This is a genomic window from Streptomyces sp. WG5 (genome assembly GCF_049974565.1).
Taxonomy (GTDB): domain Bacteria; phylum Actinomycetota; class Actinomycetes; order Streptomycetales; family Streptomycetaceae; genus Streptomyces.
Genome location: NZ_JBNGGC010000016.1, coordinates 36,484 through 55,198, shown reverse-complemented (window position 1 = coordinate 55,198; position 18,715 = coordinate 36,484). Strand labels below are relative to the sequence as shown.

Sequence of the window (18,715 nt, the reverse complement as noted above, 5' to 3'; positions counted from 1 at the left end):
GGACCTTCCCGGGCCGGGACTTCCCGGCGACACGACCACCCCCGCCACCGTGTGCGGGCGTCGTGGCGTCAGCCCGCCCCCGGCAGGGTCCTCAGCGCCGCCCGGGCCTCCCCGATGACGCGCTCGACCAGTTCCGAGCAGGACGGCAGGTCCTCGATCAGGCCGGCGACCTGGCCCGAGGCCATCACCCCGATGTCGGTGCGTCCCTCGACCAGTGAGGCCTTGAGCAGCATGGGGGTGTTGGCGGCCAGCAGCACCTGACTCCACGACAGCTCCTTGCCGTGCTTCATCGCCATCCCGTCCCGCACGAGCCGGGGCCAGCTCGCACCGGACTCCTTCCGGAAGGCCGAGGCGTGCCGCGCCGCGCGCAGCAGCGAGGTGACGCGGCCGGAACGCTCCAGCGAGTCGACCATGGCGGTACGGAGCATGCGGTGCGGCAGCCCGTCCACGCGGGTGGTGACCGTGACGTCCTTGACGGTGGCGGCCAGGTACTTCGCCTTCACCGCCTCGGGGACGGTGCTGTCGGAGGTGAGCAGGAAGCGCGTGCCCATCCCGATCCCGGCCGCCCCGAAGGCGAGCGCGGCGAGCAGGCCGCGGCCGTCGTGGAAGCCGCCGGCGGCGATCACCGGGATGTCGACCGCGTCCACGACCTGGGGAAGCAGGACCGTGGTGGCCACCTCGCCCGTGTGACCGCCGCCCTCGCCGCCCTGGACCATCACCGCGTCCGCGCCCCACGCGGCCACCTTCTCCGCGTGCCGGCGGGCGCCGACGGAAGGGATGACGACGACGCCGGCGTCCTTGAGCCGGGCGATCAGGTCCTTGGAGGGGGCGAGGGCGAAGGACGCCACCCGCACCCCCTCCTCGACGATGATCCGCACCCGGTCCGCGGCGTCCCCGGCGTCCGCCCGGAGGTTGACCCCGAACGGCGCGTCCGTACGGGACCTGACCTCGCGGACCGCGGCACGCAGCTGCTCCACGGTCATCGTGGCGGAGGCGAGGACGCCGAGCGCCCCGGCGTTCGCGGAGGCGGACACGAGCCGAGGGCCTGCCACCCAGCCCATTCCGGTCTGCACGATCGGGTACCGGACCCCGGTCAGTTCGGTGAGCGCGGTGGGGAACGCGGCGGGGGACGGGGCGGGTCCGCTCATGCCGGCACCTCCCGCTCCCGCAGCCCCTTCGGGTCGATGACCTCGCGGATCAGCCGCAGCTCCGCCTCGGTGGGCTCGCGGGTGAAGGGCACCTCGTCAGGGATCGCGAGGGCGAATCCGGTGGCCCCGGTGACCTGCTCGACGGTGACCCCGGGGTGCAGGGAGCGCAGCCGCATCGTGCGGTCGGGGGTCTCGAAGTCGAAGACGCCCAGATCGGTGATCACGCCGGGCAGGCGGTGGTAGCGCGTCGCCGACGGGCCGGCCGCCGCGGCCCGGTCGTGACCGACGCCGCTGACCATGTCGACGCGTTCGACGAAGACCCGCGCCGAGTGCTTCGGCACCCAGTAACTGGTGGGGTTGTTCAGGGTGTTCACGGGTGCGCCGCGCACACCGAGCAACTGCCGGGTGGGCCTGGCCCAGTCGCCGATGCAGGAGATGTTCTGGTTGCCGTACCGGTCGAGCTGACTGGCGCCCATCATCACGTGCCGGCGGCCGGTGGCGGTCAGCGCGAGGTGCTGACGGAACGGCAGCCATCCCTCGACGGCTCCCGGCACCGAGCCGATCGCGGGCACGTCGGCCATGAGAAGCGCCTCCCCGTCGGTCAGCAGCAGTTCGGGCGAGAAGGTGAGCTTCGCCAGTCGCGCCCCGATGGCCGGGACGGTGCCCATCGGGCTGGCGAGGACCTCACCGGCGTCCCGCCAGGCCTCGGCGCAGGCCACCACGCAGTGCTCGGCGCGGGTCGCGGCGGGCAGGCCGGTCTCGGTGGCGCTCATGCTTCCTCCTGGTGGAACGCCGCCACGGCGGCCTGGTAGGCGGCTTCGTCCCCGGACAGGAACCGTTCGGTGAAGGCCTCCCACTCCCCGGGATCGCGGGCGGCGCGGACATAGGCGCGCTGGAAGGCCTCGTCGCGGTCGTGGTCGGGCACGCAGGAGGTGAAGTGCGCGCCGTTCGGTGTCTCCACGACCCCGTCCACGAACAGGCGCTTGACCAGCAGGGTCTGCGGCCCGTGCCCCTTGAGCAGGTCCGCCGTGTCGACGATCCGCTCGCAGGAGACGTACGCGTGGTCGGCGGCCTCGCAGAACAGGTCGTCGAAGTACGGGTCGGGGCCCAGGTACTGGCCGTTGCCGTGCCGGTCCGAGCGGTTCAGGTGGACCAGGGCGGCGTCCATGCGCAGGGCCGGCGCCGCGACCAGTTCCTCACCGTCCCCGTAGGGCGACCGGACCGTGCGCAGCGACGGGTTGACCTCCAGCACGTCCGAGCCGAGACCGGCCCGTACGGGAATGAAGGGCAGCCGCTGCGCGCCGGCGGTCAGGCCCCACATGAGCATCGCCTCGTCGAGTTCCACCATCTCGAACGCCCCGCGCTGCCGGGCCGCGGTGAAGTGCGGCTCCAGGGGTATCGAGTCGAGCGTGCCGAACGCCGCGACCAGCTTGCGGATCTTCCCCGCGGCGGCGAGCAGGCCCACGTCCGGCCCGCCGTACGAGATCACGGTCAGGTCGGTGAGGTCCGAGCGCAGCAGCGCCCGGACGAGGGCCATCGGCTTGCGGCGCGAGCCCCAGCCGCCGATGCCGATCGTCATGCCGCTGCGCAGCCGGCCGACCACGTCGTCGGCCGTCATCGTCTTGTCCTGGGTCACGCCCGCTGCTCCCTGCCTGTGTCCGTGTCCGTGTCCGTGTCCGTGTCCGTGTCCGTGTCCGTGTCCGTGCCGAAGGTGTCGCGCACCCGGTCGGCGACCCCGCTGAGGTTGGCCTCGAAGGTGAAGCCCTGCTCGAAGCGGTAGCTGCGGCGAACGTCGACCGGGTCGATGCCGTTGATGGCGGCCTTGGCCAGCCGGATCAGGTAGCCGTCCTTGGCGGCGATCTCGCCGGCCAGCCCGAGGGCCGACGCCCGCAGTTCGTCGCGCGGGACGACACGCCACACGGAACCGTGCCGGTGCAGTTCCCCGGCCGTCGCGGTGCGCGAGGTGTAGTACAGGGCCCGCATCAGGTGCTGGGGGACGAGCCGGGCGAGGTGCGTGGCCGCGCCGAGCGCGCCCCGGTCCAGCTCCGGCAGCCCGAAGGTGGCGTCCTCGCTCGCCACGATCGCGTCCGCGTTGCCCACCAGACCGATGCCGCCGCCCAGGCAGAAGCCGTGCACGGCGGCGACCACCGGGACCTCGCACTCGTAGACCGCGGCGAACGCCTCGGCGCAGCCGCGGTTGGCGCCGATCAGCGCCTCGTGCCCGTCGGCACGCTGCATCTCCTTGATGTCCACGCCCGCGTTGAAGCCACGGCCCTCGGCGGTGAGCACCACGCAGCGCACCCCCGGATCGGCGCCGGCGGCGCGCACCGCGGCGGCCAGCTCGTACCAGCCCCGCACGGGAAGGGCGTTGACCGGGGGGAAGTCCACGGTGACGACGGCGACGCCCTCTTGGGGGGCGGAGGTGGAGACACCCATGAGCAGATCAGCTACCTTTCCACCAAACGTTTGTTTGGCAGAAGGTAGCAGTGATGCGAACGCCGGGGGAGTGCCGTGCCACTGAGCGGTACGGCGACGCCCCCGGCCCTCCCGGAAGGACACCGCCATGACCTCACCGACCGCCCTGTGCGCCGGCCGTGTCGTCGCCGTCACCGGCGCCGGCCGCGGACTCGGCCGCGCACACGCCCTCGCGTTCGCCGCCGAGGGCGCGAACGTCGTCGTCAACGACCTCGGCGTGGGACTCGACGGCTCGGGAGCCGGCAGCGGCCCCGCACAGCAGGTCGTCGAGGAGATCCGCGCGGCCGGCGGTGAGGCCGTCGCGCACGGCGGTGACATCGCCACCACCGACGGCGCGGCCTCCCTCGTCGCCACCGCGCTCGACTCCTTCGGGCGGCTCGACACCCTCGTGAACAACGCCGGGTTCCTGCGCGACCGGATGCTCGTCAACCTGGACGAGGACGACTGGGACGCGGTGATGCGCGTCCACCTCAAGGGCCACTTCCTGCCGCTCAAGCACGCGGCGGCGCACTGGCGCGCCGAGGCCAGGGCGGGCCGCGTCCCGGCGGCACGGGTGATCAACACCAGCTCGGGCGCGGGCCTGCTGGGCAGCGTCGGCCAGGGCAACTACGCCGCCGCCAAGGCGGGCGTCGTCGGACTCACCCTGGTCGCCGCCGCCGAGATGGGCCGCTACGGAGTCCAGGTCAACGCGATCGCACCGGCCGCGCGCACCCGCATGACCGAGGAGACCTTCGCCGAGACCATGGCGGCGCCCGGAGAGGGCGGATTCGACGCGATGGCCCCCGAGAACGTCTCGCCGCTCGTCGTGTGGCTCGGCTCCGCGGCCTCGGCCGGGGTGACCGGCCGGGTCTTCGAGGCAGAGGCCGGACGGATCACCGTGATGGAGGGCTGGCGGCCCGGCCCCACCGCCGACCAGGGGGCACGCTGGAGCCCGGCGGAGGCCGGGGAGGCGGCGGCGAAGCTGCTCGCCGCGTCCGAGGCCCCGCAGCCGGTGTACGGCGCGCGCTGACGCGTGCGGCGGGGGTGGTGACGATGCGCCATCACCCCCGCCGCACGACCACTCAGCCCTCCGCCGGTTCTCCGCGCACCCCACCGGCCAGCAGCGCGGGTGACTCCGGGCGGCCGTCCAGGATCCGGTTGGTCCGCGTCACCACCTGCCAACCGCAGCCGGTACCGATACCGGCTCCGGAGTCCGCACGGCGCAGCAGCCAGTGGTTGGCGGTGGCCCGGCGCACCACGTACCGGCCCTCCTCGTGCACCACCATCAGCGAGTGGCACACCGCGACCGCCTCGTCACCGTCGACCGTGATGTGCGGCGGCCCCACGACATGCGCGCAGCCCTGCCGGATCCAGCCCCGGTGTGCGGCGGACCGCACCATCCCACCGATCTGCTCCCGGCCCGCGAGGAAGAGCTCGTCGATGTCGTAGACACCGTCGGTCGCCCACAGCGCGGCGACACCGTCCGCGTCGCCGCCGTCGACCAGCGGCCCGTAGGAGGCCATCATCCGGGCGATGTCCCGTTCGTCCTCCAGGCGCCGCAGCCGCGTCTCGAGGGCCGCCAGACGCTCCTCGCTCATGCCGTCCCCTCCTCGGCCGCCACGGCACCGGCGATCCGGGCCAGTGCCTCCAACTGCTCCGCGTAGTGGCTCGCGGACTCCGCGGCCAGTGACACGCTGACCAGGGTGGCGCCCGCCTCGGACACCCCGCGCAGCGCCTTCGCCGTACCGTCCGCGTCACCGGACGGGTCGAGCGGGCGGCCCGCGCTCAGCACCACCTCGAAGCCCTCCGGCAGCGGCGCGGCACCGACCATCTCGCGCAGCCGGTCCAGCGGCAGCCCGAACGGCACCCAGCCGTCGCCGTACGCCACCGCCCGGCGCAGCGAACGCGGTGTACGGCCGCCGATCCACAGCGGCACCCGCTCCTGCACCGCGTGCGGCTCCACCACGAACCCCTCGTAGCCGAAGTACTCGCCGTGATGGGCGGGTTCGCGCCGGGAGAGCGAGGCCCGCAGCGCGGCGAGGGCGTCGTCGGCGATCGCGCCGCGCCCCTCGAAGGCCGCGCCGAGCAGCCGGAACTCCTCCTCCAGACTGCCGACACCGAGCCCGAGGACGAGCCGCCCGCCCGAGATCCGGTCCAGCGTGCCGTAGCGCTTCGCGACGGCCAGCGGGTGGTGGTAGCCGAGCACCAGCACCTGGGTGGCGAACCGGATGTGCCGGGTGCGGGCGGCGAGGTATCCGAAGGTGGCGAGCGGGTCCCAGTAGGTCCCGCCTCGCTGCTCGGCGACGTCGGCGGGCACCGCCACATGTTCCGAGCAGGTCAGATGATGGAAACCGAGCCGGTCGGCGGCCTCGGCGACCGCCCCCAGCTCCTCGATGCCGGCGCCGCGCTCCCACGGGGAGTGGACGCCGGGCACGGCCGTGACGACGGGACTGGTGATGCCGATCCGCATGGGGGCACCTCTCTCGGATGCGACGCGACAGGACGGGGCGGGACACAGGACGGGACGGACGGCTGGAAGAAGCGACGGGACGGAGGGGGAGAGGCCATCCAAGTCCGGGCCCCGCGCCGGATGCGGCCGGGTCCCACTGACCGGAACCCTGTGCACCGCGCCCGCGCGGCACGCGACAACATCGGCGGCCGGCGGAAGGAAACCTGACCGTGCCCCGGACGACCGGCGAGAGAACCCCCGCGCGCCCCACCTCGGCCGAGCAGCGCCGGCGCCACGCCCGCATCCTGCGGTCCGCGGCGCGCCTCGGCGCGAAGCACGGCCTCGAAGGGATGCAGATGCACGACGTGGCCCGGGAGTCCGGCGTCGCGATCGCCACCCTGTACCGCTACTTCCCCTCCAAGACACACCTGTTCGCCGCCGTCATGCGCGCTCGGATACTCCGCCTCGACGCCGGCATCCCGGCGCCGCCGCCGGGCACCGGGCGGGTGGAGGCCGTGACCGACCTGCTCACCGGGGCGAGCAGGCAGCTCTTCGAACAGCCGCTGCTGGCGCTCGCGATGATGCACTCCCACCACGTCGCACCCGTCGGCGAGAGCGGCCCGGCCCGCCGCACGGACGAGATCCTCGCCGACCTGGTGCTGCGTACGGCGGGAGTGAGCGACCCCACCGAGCGGGACCGCCGCGTGGTCCGCATCCTGCAGCAGGCCTGGTACGGCCTCCTCACCACCATCCTGTACGAACGCTCCTCGGCCGAGGCGGCGCAGGACGGCATCAGGCTGGCCTGCCGGCTCCTGCTCGGCCCCGCCCGGTCACCGGGAGCGGACGGGCTCCACCAGGGCCTGGGTGACTAGGGTGCGAGCGGATCACCCACCGACCCGAGGAGTACCCCATGCCACGCAACGTCGTCGTCACCGGATCGGGCTCCGGGATCGGTGCCGCTCTCACCGCCCTGCTCCATGCCCGGGGAGACCGGGTGATCGGAGTCGACCTGCGCGGCGGCGACGTCGACGCCGACCTGTCCACCTCGGACGGCCGTGCGGCTGCCGCCGCGGCGGCGACCGAGGCCGCCGACGGTGTGGTGGACGCGGTCGTCACCTGCGCCGGCACCTCCCTACCGGGCACGGCGATGGTCACCGTCAACTACTTCGGCACCACCGAGTTCGTGACGGCGCTGCGCCCGGCGCTCGCCGCGGCCCCGCGGCCCCGCGTCGTCCTCATCGGCTCGGTCTCCGGCACCCGGCCCGCGGACCCGGACGTCGTCGCCGCCTGCCTGGCCGCCGACGAGGACAAGGCCCTGGCCCACGCCGAACGGGCCGTCGCCGACGGCCGCGCGCGGCAGCTCTACCCCTCGTCCAAGGCGGCGCTCGCGCAGTGGGCGCGGCGCACCGCGGTCGCCGAGGGCTGGGCCGACGCCGGAATCCCCGTGAACGTGGTCGCGCCCGGCATCGTGCTCACCCCGATGAGTGCGGGCCTCTTCGACGACCCGGAGACGAAGAAGGTCATGGACACGGCTGTCCCGATGCCGCTGAACGGCTACCTCCAGCCGGAGGACGTCGCACGGGCCGTCCTGTTCTTGGCCTCCGACGACAACAGCCACATCACCGGTCAGGTGCTCTACGTCGACGGAGGCGCCGAGGCGACGCTGCGCGGGCCGGAAGACTTCTGAGCCGCCCCAGGACTCCTGGACCACGAGGTGGTGTCCCTGAACCACAGGGTGGCGTCCACAAGGCTGTAGCCCTGGACCACAAGGGTGCCCCGGCCGCGTGCGGCGGCCGGGGCACCACCCGCCTGCGGACTCAGACCCGCACCGAGTGCCGGATCACCTTGCCGGTCGCGTTGCGCGGCAGCCCGTCGGTGGTCAGCCGCCAGCGCCCCGGCACCTTGAAGTACGCCAGTTCGTTCGCCGCGTACTCCCGCAGCGCCTCCTCGGTCACCGTCGCCCCCGGCCCGAGTACCACGACGGCGGCCACCTCCTGGCCGAGATCGGGATGCGGCACACCCAGGACCAGACACTCCGCGACGTCCGGATGCTCGGCCAGCACCGTCTCGATCTCGGCCGGGTAGACGTTCTCACCACCGCGGATGATCAGATCCGAGCGGCGGCTGACGAGGAACAGCCGGCCCTCGCGCAGGTACCCCAGGTCCCCGGTGCGCAGCCAGCGGTCCGTACCGATGGTGTTCTCGGTGGCTTCGGGATCACGCCAGTAGCCGAGCATGTTGTACATGCTCCGCACCCACACCTCGCCCTCCTCGCCCTCCCCGACGACCTCGCCGGCGGGGCCGCGGATCTCCAGCCGGACGCCGGTCACGGGCCGGCCGAGGGTGCCGGGCGCCACCGCCAGCTCCTGCGGGTTCGCGGCGGCGACGGCGGTGCACGACTCCGTCAGCCCGTAGCTGTCCACGAGCGAGTCCTTCGCGAACGGCAGCTCCCGCCGCAGCCGCTCCTTGAACTCGGTCGACGACGGCGCCGAGGCCAGCGCGAACGCCGTCAGCGACGACGTGTCGTACTGGTCGGCCCGGCCGTGTTCGAGCAGCCGGTGCGCCATCGTGGGCACCGCACCCCAGTTGGTGACGCGTTCCCGTTCGACCATGCCCAGCACCGCGTCGACGTCGAACGCCCCTTGGTGCAGGGCGATCCGGCTGCCCGTGGCGAGTCGCGGCACCGCCAGGTTGTGCAGGCTCGCGATGTGGAACAGCGGCAGGGTGAGCAGGTGGACGCGGTCCTCGGGGGCCAGCGGGTCGCCGAACTCCCGCAGCAGGGCGTCGTTCAGCCGGTGGTACTCCACGACGGCCAGCAGGTTGCGATGGGTGTGCACGGCACCCTTGGGGCGGCCCGAGGTGCCCGACGTGTAGAGGATGACGGCCGGATCGTCCTCCGCGACGTCCGCGGACGGCAGCGGCGCGTCCGGATGCTCGGTGAGGAAGCGGCGTACGTCGTCCTCCACGGACAGCACCGGCACCGTGCAGTCGGTCAGCTTCGCCGACTGCCTGGCGTCGGCCATCACCAGCGCGGGCTCCGCGTTCCCGAGGCCGTGGGCCATCTCGCGCGCCGACCACCAGGCGTTGAATCCGACGGCCACCGCGCCGATCGAGACCGTGGCCCAGAAGGTCTGGATCCACTCGGGGGAGTTGGCGGCGGCGATGGCCACCCGGTCGCCCTCGGCGACGCCGTACCGCTCGCGCAGCACCCGTGCCAGCGAGGAGACCTGGGCCGCGTGGTCGGCGAAGGTGATGCGGCGGTCCGCGGTGACGACGTAGTCGCGGTCGGCGTGCGCGACGGACGCGTGCAGCACCTCGTGCAGGGCCCGCTGCCGGTGGCGGAACACGGGCAGCGGGGTGCCCAGCACGTCGTCGTCGGCAAGCTCGAACGGACCGCCCGGGCCGGTGAGCGCGGCCACTCGGGCGGAGGCGGCGGTGCGGTGATCCGTGTCGCTGGGCATCGGGGACTCCTGGTGCGTCGGGAACTCCACTGGGATCGCGGTCGAGGCCAGTGTCGGCCCGGTACCGGGCATCACCGCCCGGGCGGTTCCGGTCACCGGGACACCGTGCCACGGCACGGACGGGTCCCGAAGGGCCGCCGCACCCTCCCCGGCCCCGTCCCCACGGGCTCCCGGTGAGTGGGATACGTCACGTCGGCCGGAATTCGCCGGCCGTAGCGTCCCCCCACCCGGCGCCCCCAGCCCGGCGTCCCTCACCCGGCGTCCCCCCACCTCGTCCGGCCCCGGACAGCCCTCCGCTCCCGCTCCCCGCCAGCCACCGGACATCTGGAGGAACACATGAAGCGAGCACCACGGGCGCGAGCCCGCCTCGCCGCAGCCCTGGCCGCCGCGGCGATGCTCACCTCCGCGTGCGTCCCGCCCGACGACGGGGACAGCGGCAGCGGCGAGCAGCAGAAGGCCGAACGCGGCCGCTACACCTTCGGGAGCGTCGGCGAGCAGCCCGACCCCGGCAAGCCGGTCCGCGGCGGCACCCTCCACTTCGCGGACTACGCCGAGGCCCGCAGCCTCAGCCCCGCCGTCACCTACGCCACGGGTGCCTCCGGCGGCTCCGCGCTCGCCGCCGTCTACGACGTGCTGATGCGCTACGACACCGCCGCCCAGACGTACGAACCGTGGCTGGCCGAATCCCTGCGCTCCACCGACGACGCCAAGACCTGGACCCTGGAACTCCGCGACGGCGTCGAGTTCTCCGACGGCACCCCGCTCGACGCGAAGGCCGTCATCGCCAGCATCGAGTGGTACCAGGAGAACAAGGGCGCCGACACGGCCCTGCTCGCCCCGAACCTCGCGACGATGGAAGCCCCCGACGACTCCACCGTCGTCTTCACCCTCCGCAACTCCTGGGCCACCTTCCCCGCCATGCTCGCCCAGGCGCCCGGCATGATCGTGGCGCCCGCCGCGTACGCCGGAAAGACGTTCAAGCCGATCGGGGCCGGCGCCTTCACCCTGGGCGAGTACGCCCCCCAGGAGGAGATGGTCCTCAAGGCCAACAAGAACTACTGGAAGGGCGAGCCCCACCTCGACGCGCTGCGTTTCACCTGGCCGCAGTCCGACCGCGCCAAGCTGGAGGCGCTGAACGACGGCACGGCCGACGTGGTGTACATGCGCGGCCCCGATGTCGTCGACGAGGCCGTCAAGGAGGGCCATCCCGGCGAACTGACCCTGACCGGCCTCGGCAACATGGTCACCATCAACACCCGCGACGGCCGGCCCGGCGCGGACCTCCGGGTCCGCAAGGCCATGGCCCTGGCCCTCGACCCCGCCCTCGACACCGAACGCGCCTACGACGGCAAGGGCCTGCCCGGCCAGGAGATCTTCCCGCCCGAGTCGCGCCGGCACTCCGACGTGAAGCCGGTCGGCATCGACCTCGACCAGGCCAGGAAGCTCCTCGCCGACGCCAAGAAGGACGGCTACGACGGCACCCTCACCTACATGGACGGCACCGACCCCGTCTCCCGGGCCAAGGCCGTCGTCACCAAGGCGATGCTGGAGCGGGTCGGATTCAAGGTCGAACTCGACCTGGTCTCCTCCATCGCCGACCGGGTCGCCAAGACCTACGTGGAGCACGACTTCGACATCAGCCGCGGCGCGGCGAGCGTCTCCGAGAGCGACCCCTACCACCGCCTGCAGAGCGTCCTGAACTCCAAGAGCCACGGCAACCCCGGCGGCTACGCCAACCCGAAGATGGACCAGCTGCTCGTGGAACTGCAGGGCGCGGCCGACGAGGCCGAGACCCAGCGGGTCCTGGACGACATCCAGACGCTGTTCAACGAGGACGTCCCGGTCGTCAACCTCGGTGCCAGCGCCGCCTTCACCGCCTGGGGCGAGAACGTGCACGGCATCGTGCCGACCGACGAGTACATGGCCCTCTTCGGCGAGGCCTGGATCAGCCAGTGACCCCCGCGGCCCCCGGCCCGGCCGCGCCGGGCAGATCTGGAGGAACCATGAGTCCCGCCGCGCTGCGCCGACTGGCCCTTCGGGTGCTGGAACTCGCCGGCGTGCTCCTCATCGCGAGCGTCGGGGTGTTCTCCCTGGTGATCCTGATGCCCGGCGACCCCGCGGTCGACATCCTCGGCGCCGGCCGGGCACCCGCCGAGTACGCCGCACTCCGCACCGAACTCGGCCTCGACGAGCCCCTGGTCACCCGCTACCTCGACTGGCTGGGCGGCGCGCTCACCGGCGACCTCGGCCGGTCCGTCGTACCACCGCGGAGCGACGTCATGGACCGGGTGCTGTCCGCGTTGCCCGTCAGCCTCGAGATCGCGGCGCTCGGCCTGCTCATCGCCCTGCTGATCGCGGTGCCGCTGGCCATGTGGTCGGCGTACCGGGAGGGCTCGGCCGCCGACCGGATCATCGGCGCCGGCACCTTCGGCGTGCTGTCCGTGCCCAGCTTCCTGGCCGGACTGCTGCTGATCCTCGTGCTGGTCAACTCGGCCGGCTGGTTCCCGCGTTCCGAATGGGTGCGGATCGGCGACGGCGACCTGCTGGGCAACCTGCACCACGCCTTCCTGCCGGCCCTGACCGTCGCCCTCGCCGAACTCGCCATGTTCACCCGGGTACTGCGCGGCGACCTCATCGTCACCCTGCGCGAGGACTACATCCTCGCCGCCCGCGCCAAGGGCATGAGCCCGCTGCGCATCCTGTTCACCGACGCCCTGCGCCCCTCGTCCTTCTCCCTGGTCACCCTGCTCGGCCTGAGCCTCGGCCGGCTGATCGGCTCCACCGTCGTCGTCGAGTACCTCTTCTCGCTGCCCGGCATGGGAACGCTGATCGTCAACGCCGCCGGCCAGGGCGACTACCCGATGGTCCAGGGCGCCGTGCTCACCATCGCCGTGATCTACGTGGTGATCAACGCCGGCATCGACCTCTCCTACGGCTACCTCGACCCGAGGACGCGACGTGTCCATGTCTGACCTCGCTCCGCGCACGCGGACCGCCTTCCCGCCGCCCCTGCTCACCGCCGCGACGCTGACCGTCGCCGGCCTCGTCCTGCTGGTGTTCGGCGCGACCACGCCCCACCTGGTCACGCCCGCCAAGGCCGCCGTCGCGCTGCTCGGCCTCGGCCTGCTGCTCGCCGGCGCCTCCCGGCTCGGCAAGCTGTGGGCGGGGCCCGGCTTCGACGTGGTCTTCTGGTGCGGCGCGGGCTGGCTCCTGCTGCTCGGCCTCGCCATCCTCTGCGCGCCGTGGCTGCCGCTCGCCGAGGACCGGGACGTCGCGAGCACCGTCGCGGCCCCCGTCCTCGCCACGCCGACGTTCACCGGCACCCACCCGCTGGGCACCAACGCCTTCGGCCTCGACCTGCTCGCCAGATGCCTGTACGGCGCCCGCTCCTCGCTGCTGATCTCCCTGTCCGCGGTCGCCCTCGGCACCGTGGCCGGCGGCGCGATCGGCATGGTCGCCGGCTACTTCCAGAAGAGCGTCGACCGGGCGGTGGGCATCGCCACCAACTCGCTGCTCGCCGTGCCCCCGCTCATCCTGCTCATCGCCCTCGCCACCGTGCTCCAGCCGCACCTGCGCAACGTCGCCCTCTCCCTGGCGCTGCTCACCGTCCCCGGCATGGTGCGCCTCGCCCGCGCCACCACCATGGCCTACGCCAACCGGGAGTTCGTCGTCGCCGCCCGCGCCATGGGCGCCACCCGCTCCCGCATCCTCCTGCGCGAACTGCTGCCCAACGTGCTGCTGCCCGTCTTGTCCCTCGCCGTCGTGATGATCTCGGTGCTGATCGTCGCGGAGGCCTCCCTCAGCTTCCTCGGCCTCGGCATCCAGCCGCCGGCACCCACCTGGGGAAACATGATCGCCGAGGGGGAGGGCCAGGTCTTCGAGGAACACCCGCACGTCGTGCTCGTCCCCGGCGCCTTCCTCTTCCTCACCGTGTTCGCCTTCAACATCGTCGGCGAGAAGGCTCGCGGACGCTGGGACTCCCGGAGCGTGAAACTGTGACCCCGGAGCGAGAGACCGTGTCCACCCCGCCGGTGTCCGCCCCGGGCACCGACGCATCCCCGCTGCTGAGCGCCACCGGCGTCCACACCGCCTTCCACACCCCGCGCGGCCCGGTGCAGGCCGTCGACGGCGTCTCCCTCACCGTGTCCGAGGGCGAGACCCTCGGCATCGTCGGCGAGTCGGGGTCGGGCAAGTCCGTGCTCGGCCGCACCCTCATGGGCCTGATCACCGACGGACCGCGCACCACCGTGTCCGGCACGGTCCTGATCGGCGGCAAGGACGTCCACGCCCTGAGCCCCGCCGGGCGGCGCGCCCTGTGGGGCACCGACGTCGCCATGGTCTTCCAGGACCCGATGACCTCCCTCAACCCGGTCAAGAAGGTCGGCGCCCACCTCACCGAGAGCCTCCGGCTCCACCTCGGCCTCGACCGCACCGAGGCGCGGGACCGAGCCGTCGGCCTGCTCCGCCAGGTCGGCATCCCCGAGCCGTCCCGGCGCGCCGGCCAGTACCCGCACGAACTGTCCGGCGGCATGCGCCAGCGCGTCGTCATCGCCATGGCCCTCGCCTGCGGCCCCCGGCTGCTCATCGCCGACGAACCGACCACCGCCCTCGACGTCACCGTGCAGAAGCAGATCCTGGACCTGCTGCGCTCGCTCGCCGGGGAACTGCGCATGGCGACCATCCTCATCAGCCACGACCTCGCCGCCGTCGCCGGCCGCACCGACCGCGTCGCGGTGATGTACGCGGGCCGCCTCGTCGAGTACGCGGACACGGCCGTCGTCTTCGACCGCCCCCGCCACCCCTACAGCCGGGCGCTGATCGCCTCGATCCCGCGTCTGGACCTGCCCCCGCACACCCTGCTGCCCACCATCGAGGGCCATCCGCCCAACCTGCTGCACCCACCCGCCGGATGCCGCTTCGCCCCGCGCTGCGCCACCGCCACCGACCGCTGCGCCACCGAGACCCCGCCGCTCACCGGATACGCCGGCGACCGCGACACCGGCGGCGTCGTCGCCTGCCACCACCCCCTCGGCGCCACCGAGGAGGCGGCCGTATGACCACCACCCGGGACGTCCCCGCGCTGACGGCGACCGACCTCGTCGTGGAGTTCCCCGCCGGACGAGGGCAGAAGGTGCACGCCGTCTCCGGCATCTCCCTCCAGGTCGCGGCGGGGGAGACCCTGGGCATCCTCGGCGAGTCCGGCTGCGGCAAGTCCACCGTCGGCCGCTCCCTGATCCAGCTGCCGCCGCCCGACTCCGGCACCGTCCGCCTCGGCGAGGTCACCCTCACCGGACTCGCCCCGCGGGAACTGCGCCGCGCCCGCGCCCGGATGCAGATCATCATGCAGGACCCGGTGTCCGCCCTGAACCCGCGCCGCAGGGTCAGGGACCTGGTGTGGGAGGGCCCCTCGATCTGGGGCGACGGCGGGGACCCCCGTGACAAGGACGCCCGCGTCGACGCCGCCCTGCACGACGTCGGCCTCGACCCCGCGACCGTGCGGGACCGCAGGCCGCACGAGCTCTCCGGCGGTCAGTGCCAGCGGGTCTGCGTCGCCCGTGCCCTCATGCTCGACCCCGAGGTGCTGATCTGCGACGAACCCGTCTCCAGCCTGGACGTGTCGGTCCAGGCGCAGATCCTCAACCTGCTGGAGACGGCGGCCCGACGGCGCTCACTGAGCATGGTCTTCATCGCGCACGACGTGTCCGTGGTGAAGAACATCAGCGACCGGGTGATGGTGATGTACCTCGGAAAGGTCTGCGAGGTGCTGCCCTCCGACGGGATGCAGCACGAGGCCGCCCACCCCTACACCCGGCTGCTGCTCGCCTCCCTCCCCGCGGCACAGCTCGGTCCGGCCGCACCCGCGGCCGGACGCACCGCCCCCGAGGGACCGGCCGCCGAACTGCCCTCACCCCTGAACCCGCCGTCGGGCTGCCGCTTCCGCACCCGCTGCCCGCTGGCCACCGAGCGGTGCGCCGCCGAGGAACCCGCCCAGCGGGAGATACGCCCCGGCCACCGGATCGCCTGCCACCACGCCGAACCGAGGAGGAACCACCCGTGACCACCCGCGAGACACCCCCCACCCCCGACGCCCCCCGCGCCCCCGACGCCGCCAAGGCCCCCGACGTCCTGGCCCCCGCCAAGCTGGGCCCCGTCGAGCTCCGCAACCGCGTCATCAAGGCCGCCACCTACGAGGGGCTCAGCCACAGGTCCCTGGTCACCAAGGACCTCGTCGACTTCCACGTCGCCTACGCCCGCGGCGGCGTCGGCATGACGACCGTCGCCTACTGCGCGGTCGCCAAGGAGGGACGCACCGACCGCCACCAGATCCACTGGACCGACGAGGCGATGCCCGGCCTGCGCGTCCTCACCGACGCCGTGCACGCCGAGGGCGCCGCCGTCGCGGCGCAGATCGGCCACGGCGGCCCCGTCGCCAACCCCAAGGGCAACGGCGCTCCCGCCCTCTCCCCGTCCAGGCACTTCCACGCCACCACCGTCAGCTGGGCCCAGGAGGCGTCCCTCGCGGACATCCGGCGCATCACCGGGGCACACGCCGAGGCCGCGCGCCGAGCCGTCGAGGCGGGCTTCGACGCCGTCGAGGTGCACCTGGGCCACAACTACCTGGCCAGCTCCTTCCTCAGCCCCCGGGTCAACCACCGCACCGACGCCTACGGCGGCAGCCTGGAGAACCGGGCCCGGTTCGCCCGGGAGATCATGCAGGCCGTGCGCGACGCGGTCGGCGGGCGCATCGCGGTCATCGCGAAGATGAACATGGACGACGGCGTGCCCGGCGGTTTCTGGCTCGACGAGGCCATCCCCGTGACCCAGTGGCTCGAACAGGACGGCACCGTCGACGCCCTGGAGATGACCGCGGGCAGCTCCCTGCTCAACCCGATGTACCTCTTCAAGGGCGAAGCACCGCTCAAGGAGTTCGCCGCGATCATGCCGCAGCCGATCAAGCTCGGCGTGCAGACGGTCGGCAAGCGGTTCCTGCGCAGCTACCCCTACCGGGACGCCTACCTGCTCGAGGACGCCCGGCAGATCCGCGCCGCCGTGAAGCTGCCGATGATCCTGCTCGGCGGCATCACCGGCAAGCCCGTCATGGACCTCGCGATGCGCGAGGGCTTCGAGTTCGTGGCCATGGCCCGGTCCCTGCTGCGGGAACCCGATCTGGTCAACCGCCTGCGGGACGACGCCGGCACGCCGTCGCTGTGCATCCACTGCAACAAGTGCATGCCGACCAACTTCACCGGCACCCGCTGCGTCCTGGTGGACCGCGGCACCACTCGCCGCGACACCTGGGGCACGCCCGCCGGGTACGTGGCGTGAAGGGTCCCGGCGGCGGTGTGGAGGGCCCCCACGGCCGCGCGACGATCCCCGACGGCGGTGCGGAGGCCGGGGCCATGAAGAAGCCCAAGAAGGCAGCCGTCGGCGGCACGGCCCCCGACACAGAAGGACTCGGCGGTCTGCGGCCAAAGCGGGCCCGGATCAAGAGTGTTGGCCGGCCGTGACCACCACCGGTTCTCTCGACCGCGCCGTCGCGGACCCGATCGGCCTGATCACGGACCTGGTCGCGGAGGCCGAGAGCGAACTCGGTTCCGAGACCATCCGGACCGTGGTCATCGCGGTGGCGGGCGGCCGCGCGAAGTCACGGAACCTGGCCAAGTTCCTGGCGACACGGCCCGCCGTCCTGACCGACGGCCGGTCCCCGGCGCCACGGGCCGTCGGCGACCTCCTCACCGCCCTTCGCAAGGCCGGCGCCACGGCGGTCTCGCCACCGGTCTGCGCGGACTGCGGGAAGGGGCTGCGAAGCCTCCAGCGGCAGGGCCAGGACTGGTACTGCTCGGTCTGCATCAAGGAGACCACCGAGTGCGCCGCCTGCGGCAACACCCGGCGCGTCACCTTCCGGGACCGCAAGGGCCTGCCACGCTGTTCGATGTGTCCCGCCCACGATGACCGTGACCCGGCCACGGTCGTCCACACGGTGATCAACACGATCGCCCCGGGCGCCGACCGTGACGTGGTCGCCGAGGCTCTGCACCGGTCGGCGCCCCACCGTCCCCACTATCGCCAGCGAGTGGTCTGGGCCTTGGAGGAGAACCCTCGCCTGCTGACCGGCGAGGCCCATCTCGCCCCGCACCGCGCCATCTTGAGGTTCATCGACCTTCTGCACGAGGCCGGTGTCGCCGGGATCGTCCGAAAGACCTGCCCCCGCTGCCACCGGGTGGTTCGCATCGACAAGCCGCTCGACGGTCAGCGGGTCTGCCGCAACTGCATCGCCAAGTCCCGCGTTGAAGAATGCGTACGCTGCGGAGCCCGCCGCGAGCCTGCCACCCGCGACGAGCAAGGGCGACCGCTGTGTCCGAACTGCCTGGTCACCGACCCCACGAACGCCGAGGTCTGCATCGGATGCAAGGAGCGGCGGCGAGTACACACCCGCACCGACGAGGGCCCGCTCTGCCCCAACTGCTGCCCCCTGCCAGTCCTGGTCTGCTCCATCTGCGGCCTCACCGCTCCCGGCAACCACTCGAAGCTCACCGGCCTGCCCCGCTGTCGCGGCTGCCACCGGCACGCTGTCCCAGCGCGACGAGCAGATGGTCCGCCTGGAACGGCACGTGAACGATCTCGTCACCTCCCACACCACCGCCGAGGGACGGAAAATCCTGCACCGGTACGCGACCTGGCACCTCCTGCGGCGGCTTCGCCGACGCAGCCGCGGCAACGACATCACACACACCCAGCTCACCGTCGTCCGCCAGCACCTGCGGGCAGCCGTCCACCTCCTCAACTGGATCGAGGCCCAGAGCCTGACACTGGCGACCTGCCGTCAGGCCGATCTTGAACGCTGGCTGACCAGCGACGACGTCCGTCACCGCCGAGAGGCGGGGCACTTCGTGCGCTGGGCTCTCGCCCAGAAGATTGCTCGCGATCTCAGCTTCCCGGCCGTCCGATGGAACGGCCCGTCCCAGGCGATGGACGACGAGGCCCGCTGGGCCACTGCCTGCCGTCTGCTGCACGACGACACCTCAAGTCCGAAGACTGCCTCGCCGGCCTGCTGTTGCTCCTCTATGCCCAGTGGCCTGCGGCGATCTCCCGGCTCACCGTCGACCACGTCGAGGAGACCGACGGAGCAGTCCGCCTCCGCCTCGGCGCCGTCCCCGTCGACTTGCCCAGTCCCGTCGCTGAGCTCGCCCTTCAGCAGGTTG

Annotated in this window: 17 protein-coding genes; 9 read left to right on the top strand and 8 right to left on the bottom strand. The window is 72.8% G+C overall.

What is annotated here, in order from left to right; translation table 11 throughout:
- Positions 1 to 68 precede the first annotated feature (68 nt).
- Genes ACP4IX_RS18670 through ACP4IX_RS18655 form a run of 4 tightly spaced genes read right to left on the bottom strand, consistent with a single transcriptional unit; the run spans position 69 to position 3,584 of the window.
- On the bottom strand, positions 69 to 1,148 hold the full coding sequence (locus ACP4IX_RS18670) for an NAD(P)H-dependent flavin oxidoreductase (RefSeq protein WP_426521632.1): 1,080 nt from the start codon (positions 1,146 to 1,148) through the stop codon (positions 69 to 71).
- Positions 1,145 to 1,921: a CoA-transferase subunit beta gene (locus ACP4IX_RS18665; protein ID WP_426521631.1), complete on the bottom strand. Its 777-nt coding sequence runs from the start codon at positions 1,919 to 1,921 to the stop codon at positions 1,145 to 1,147. The genes ACP4IX_RS18670 and ACP4IX_RS18665 overlap by 4 nt, the downstream gene beginning before the upstream one ends.
- Positions 1,918 to 2,766, bottom strand: a complete 849-nt coding sequence (locus ACP4IX_RS18660; protein ID WP_426556203.1) for a CoA transferase subunit A — start codon at positions 2,764 to 2,766, stop codon at positions 1,918 to 1,920. Before ACP4IX_RS18660 ends, ACP4IX_RS18665 begins: the two co-directional genes overlap by 4 nt.
- Positions 2,767 to 2,780: 14 nt before the next feature.
- Positions 2,781 to 3,584 (bottom strand): enoyl-CoA hydratase family protein, encoded by an 804-nt coding sequence (locus ACP4IX_RS18655; RefSeq protein ID WP_426556150.1) that lies wholly within the window; start codon positions 3,582 to 3,584, stop codon positions 2,781 to 2,783.
- A gap of 127 nt (positions 3,585 to 3,711) precedes the next feature.
- Here ACP4IX_RS18655 and ACP4IX_RS18650 point away from each other — a divergent pair, with 127 nt between their 5' ends.
- Complete coding sequence (locus ACP4IX_RS18650) at positions 3,712 to 4,632, top strand: SDR family oxidoreductase (RefSeq protein WP_426556149.1); 921 nt, start codon at positions 3,712 to 3,714, stop codon at positions 4,630 to 4,632.
- 52 nt (positions 4,633 to 4,684) lie between these two features.
- Here the strand turns inward: ACP4IX_RS18650 and ACP4IX_RS18645 are convergent, their stop codons facing one another.
- Positions 4,685 to 5,200, bottom strand: coding sequence for a nuclear transport factor 2 family protein (locus ACP4IX_RS18645; protein ID WP_426556148.1), 516 nt, complete (start codon positions 5,198 to 5,200; stop codon positions 4,685 to 4,687).
- On the bottom strand, positions 5,197 to 6,072 hold the full coding sequence (locus tag ACP4IX_RS18640) for a TIGR03619 family F420-dependent LLM class oxidoreductase (protein ID WP_426556147.1): 876 nt from the start codon (positions 6,070 to 6,072) through the stop codon (positions 5,197 to 5,199). Before ACP4IX_RS18640 ends, ACP4IX_RS18645 begins: the two co-directional genes overlap by 4 nt.
- Before the next feature lie 209 nt (positions 6,073 to 6,281).
- Here ACP4IX_RS18640 and ACP4IX_RS18635 point away from each other — a divergent pair, with 209 nt between their 5' ends.
- Both ACP4IX_RS18635 and ACP4IX_RS18630 read left to right on the top strand, forming a co-directional pair.
- A complete protein-coding gene (locus tag ACP4IX_RS18635; RefSeq protein ID WP_426556146.1) occupies positions 6,282 to 6,923 on the top strand; it encodes a TetR family transcriptional regulator in 642 nt (213 codons plus the stop codon).
- Positions 6,924 to 6,961: 38 nt separating this feature from the next.
- Positions 6,962 to 7,738, top strand: coding sequence for an SDR family oxidoreductase (locus ACP4IX_RS18630; protein WP_426556145.1), 777 nt, complete (start codon positions 6,962 to 6,964; stop codon positions 7,736 to 7,738).
- Positions 7,739 to 7,868: 130 nt separating this feature from the next.
- On the opposite strand, the gene ACP4IX_RS18625 is transcribed toward ACP4IX_RS18630, so the two are convergent.
- Positions 7,869 to 9,512 (bottom strand): class I adenylate-forming enzyme family protein, encoded by a 1,644-nt coding sequence (locus ACP4IX_RS18625; RefSeq protein WP_426556144.1) that lies wholly within the window; start codon positions 9,510 to 9,512, stop codon positions 7,869 to 7,871.
- A 336-nt stretch (positions 9,513 to 9,848) separates the two neighbouring features.
- On the opposite strand from ACP4IX_RS18625, the gene ACP4IX_RS18620 reads away from it, so the two are divergent.
- From ACP4IX_RS18620 to ACP4IX_RS18595, 6 genes are read left to right on the top strand one after another with little or no spacing between them, the layout of a single operon-like run.
- Positions 9,849 to 11,468: an ABC transporter substrate-binding protein gene (locus ACP4IX_RS18620; RefSeq protein WP_426556143.1), complete on the top strand. Its 1,620-nt coding sequence runs from the start codon at positions 9,849 to 9,851 to the stop codon at positions 11,466 to 11,468.
- Positions 11,469 to 11,515: 47 nt separating this feature from the next.
- Positions 11,516 to 12,484: an ABC transporter permease gene (locus tag ACP4IX_RS18615; protein WP_426556142.1), complete on the top strand. Its 969-nt coding sequence runs from the start codon at positions 11,516 to 11,518 to the stop codon at positions 12,482 to 12,484.
- Entirely contained in the window at positions 12,477 to 13,511 is a 1,035-nt protein-coding gene (locus ACP4IX_RS18610; RefSeq protein WP_426556141.1) for an ABC transporter permease, read from the top strand. The genes ACP4IX_RS18615 and ACP4IX_RS18610 overlap by 8 nt, the downstream gene beginning before the upstream one ends.
- Complete coding sequence (locus ACP4IX_RS18605; RefSeq protein ID WP_426556140.1) at positions 13,508 to 14,569, top strand: ABC transporter ATP-binding protein; 1,062 nt, start codon at positions 13,508 to 13,510, stop codon at positions 14,567 to 14,569. The genes ACP4IX_RS18610 and ACP4IX_RS18605 overlap by 4 nt, the downstream gene beginning before the upstream one ends.
- A complete protein-coding gene (locus ACP4IX_RS18600; RefSeq protein ID WP_426521619.1) occupies positions 14,566 to 15,570 on the top strand; it encodes an oligopeptide/dipeptide ABC transporter ATP-binding protein in 1,005 nt (334 codons plus the stop codon). Before ACP4IX_RS18605 ends, ACP4IX_RS18600 begins: the two co-directional genes overlap by 4 nt.
- Entirely contained in the window at positions 15,567 to 16,838 is a 1,272-nt protein-coding gene (locus ACP4IX_RS18595; RefSeq protein WP_426556139.1) for an NADH:flavin oxidoreductase, read from the top strand. Before ACP4IX_RS18600 ends, ACP4IX_RS18595 begins: the two co-directional genes overlap by 4 nt.
- Positions 16,839 to 18,043: 1,205 nt before the next feature.
- Here ACP4IX_RS18595 and ACP4IX_RS18590 read toward each other — a convergent pair.
- On the bottom strand, positions 18,044 to 18,526 hold the full coding sequence (locus ACP4IX_RS18590) for a hypothetical protein (protein ID WP_426556138.1): 483 nt from the start codon (positions 18,524 to 18,526) through the stop codon (positions 18,044 to 18,046).
- Positions 18,527 to 18,715 lie beyond the last annotated feature (189 nt).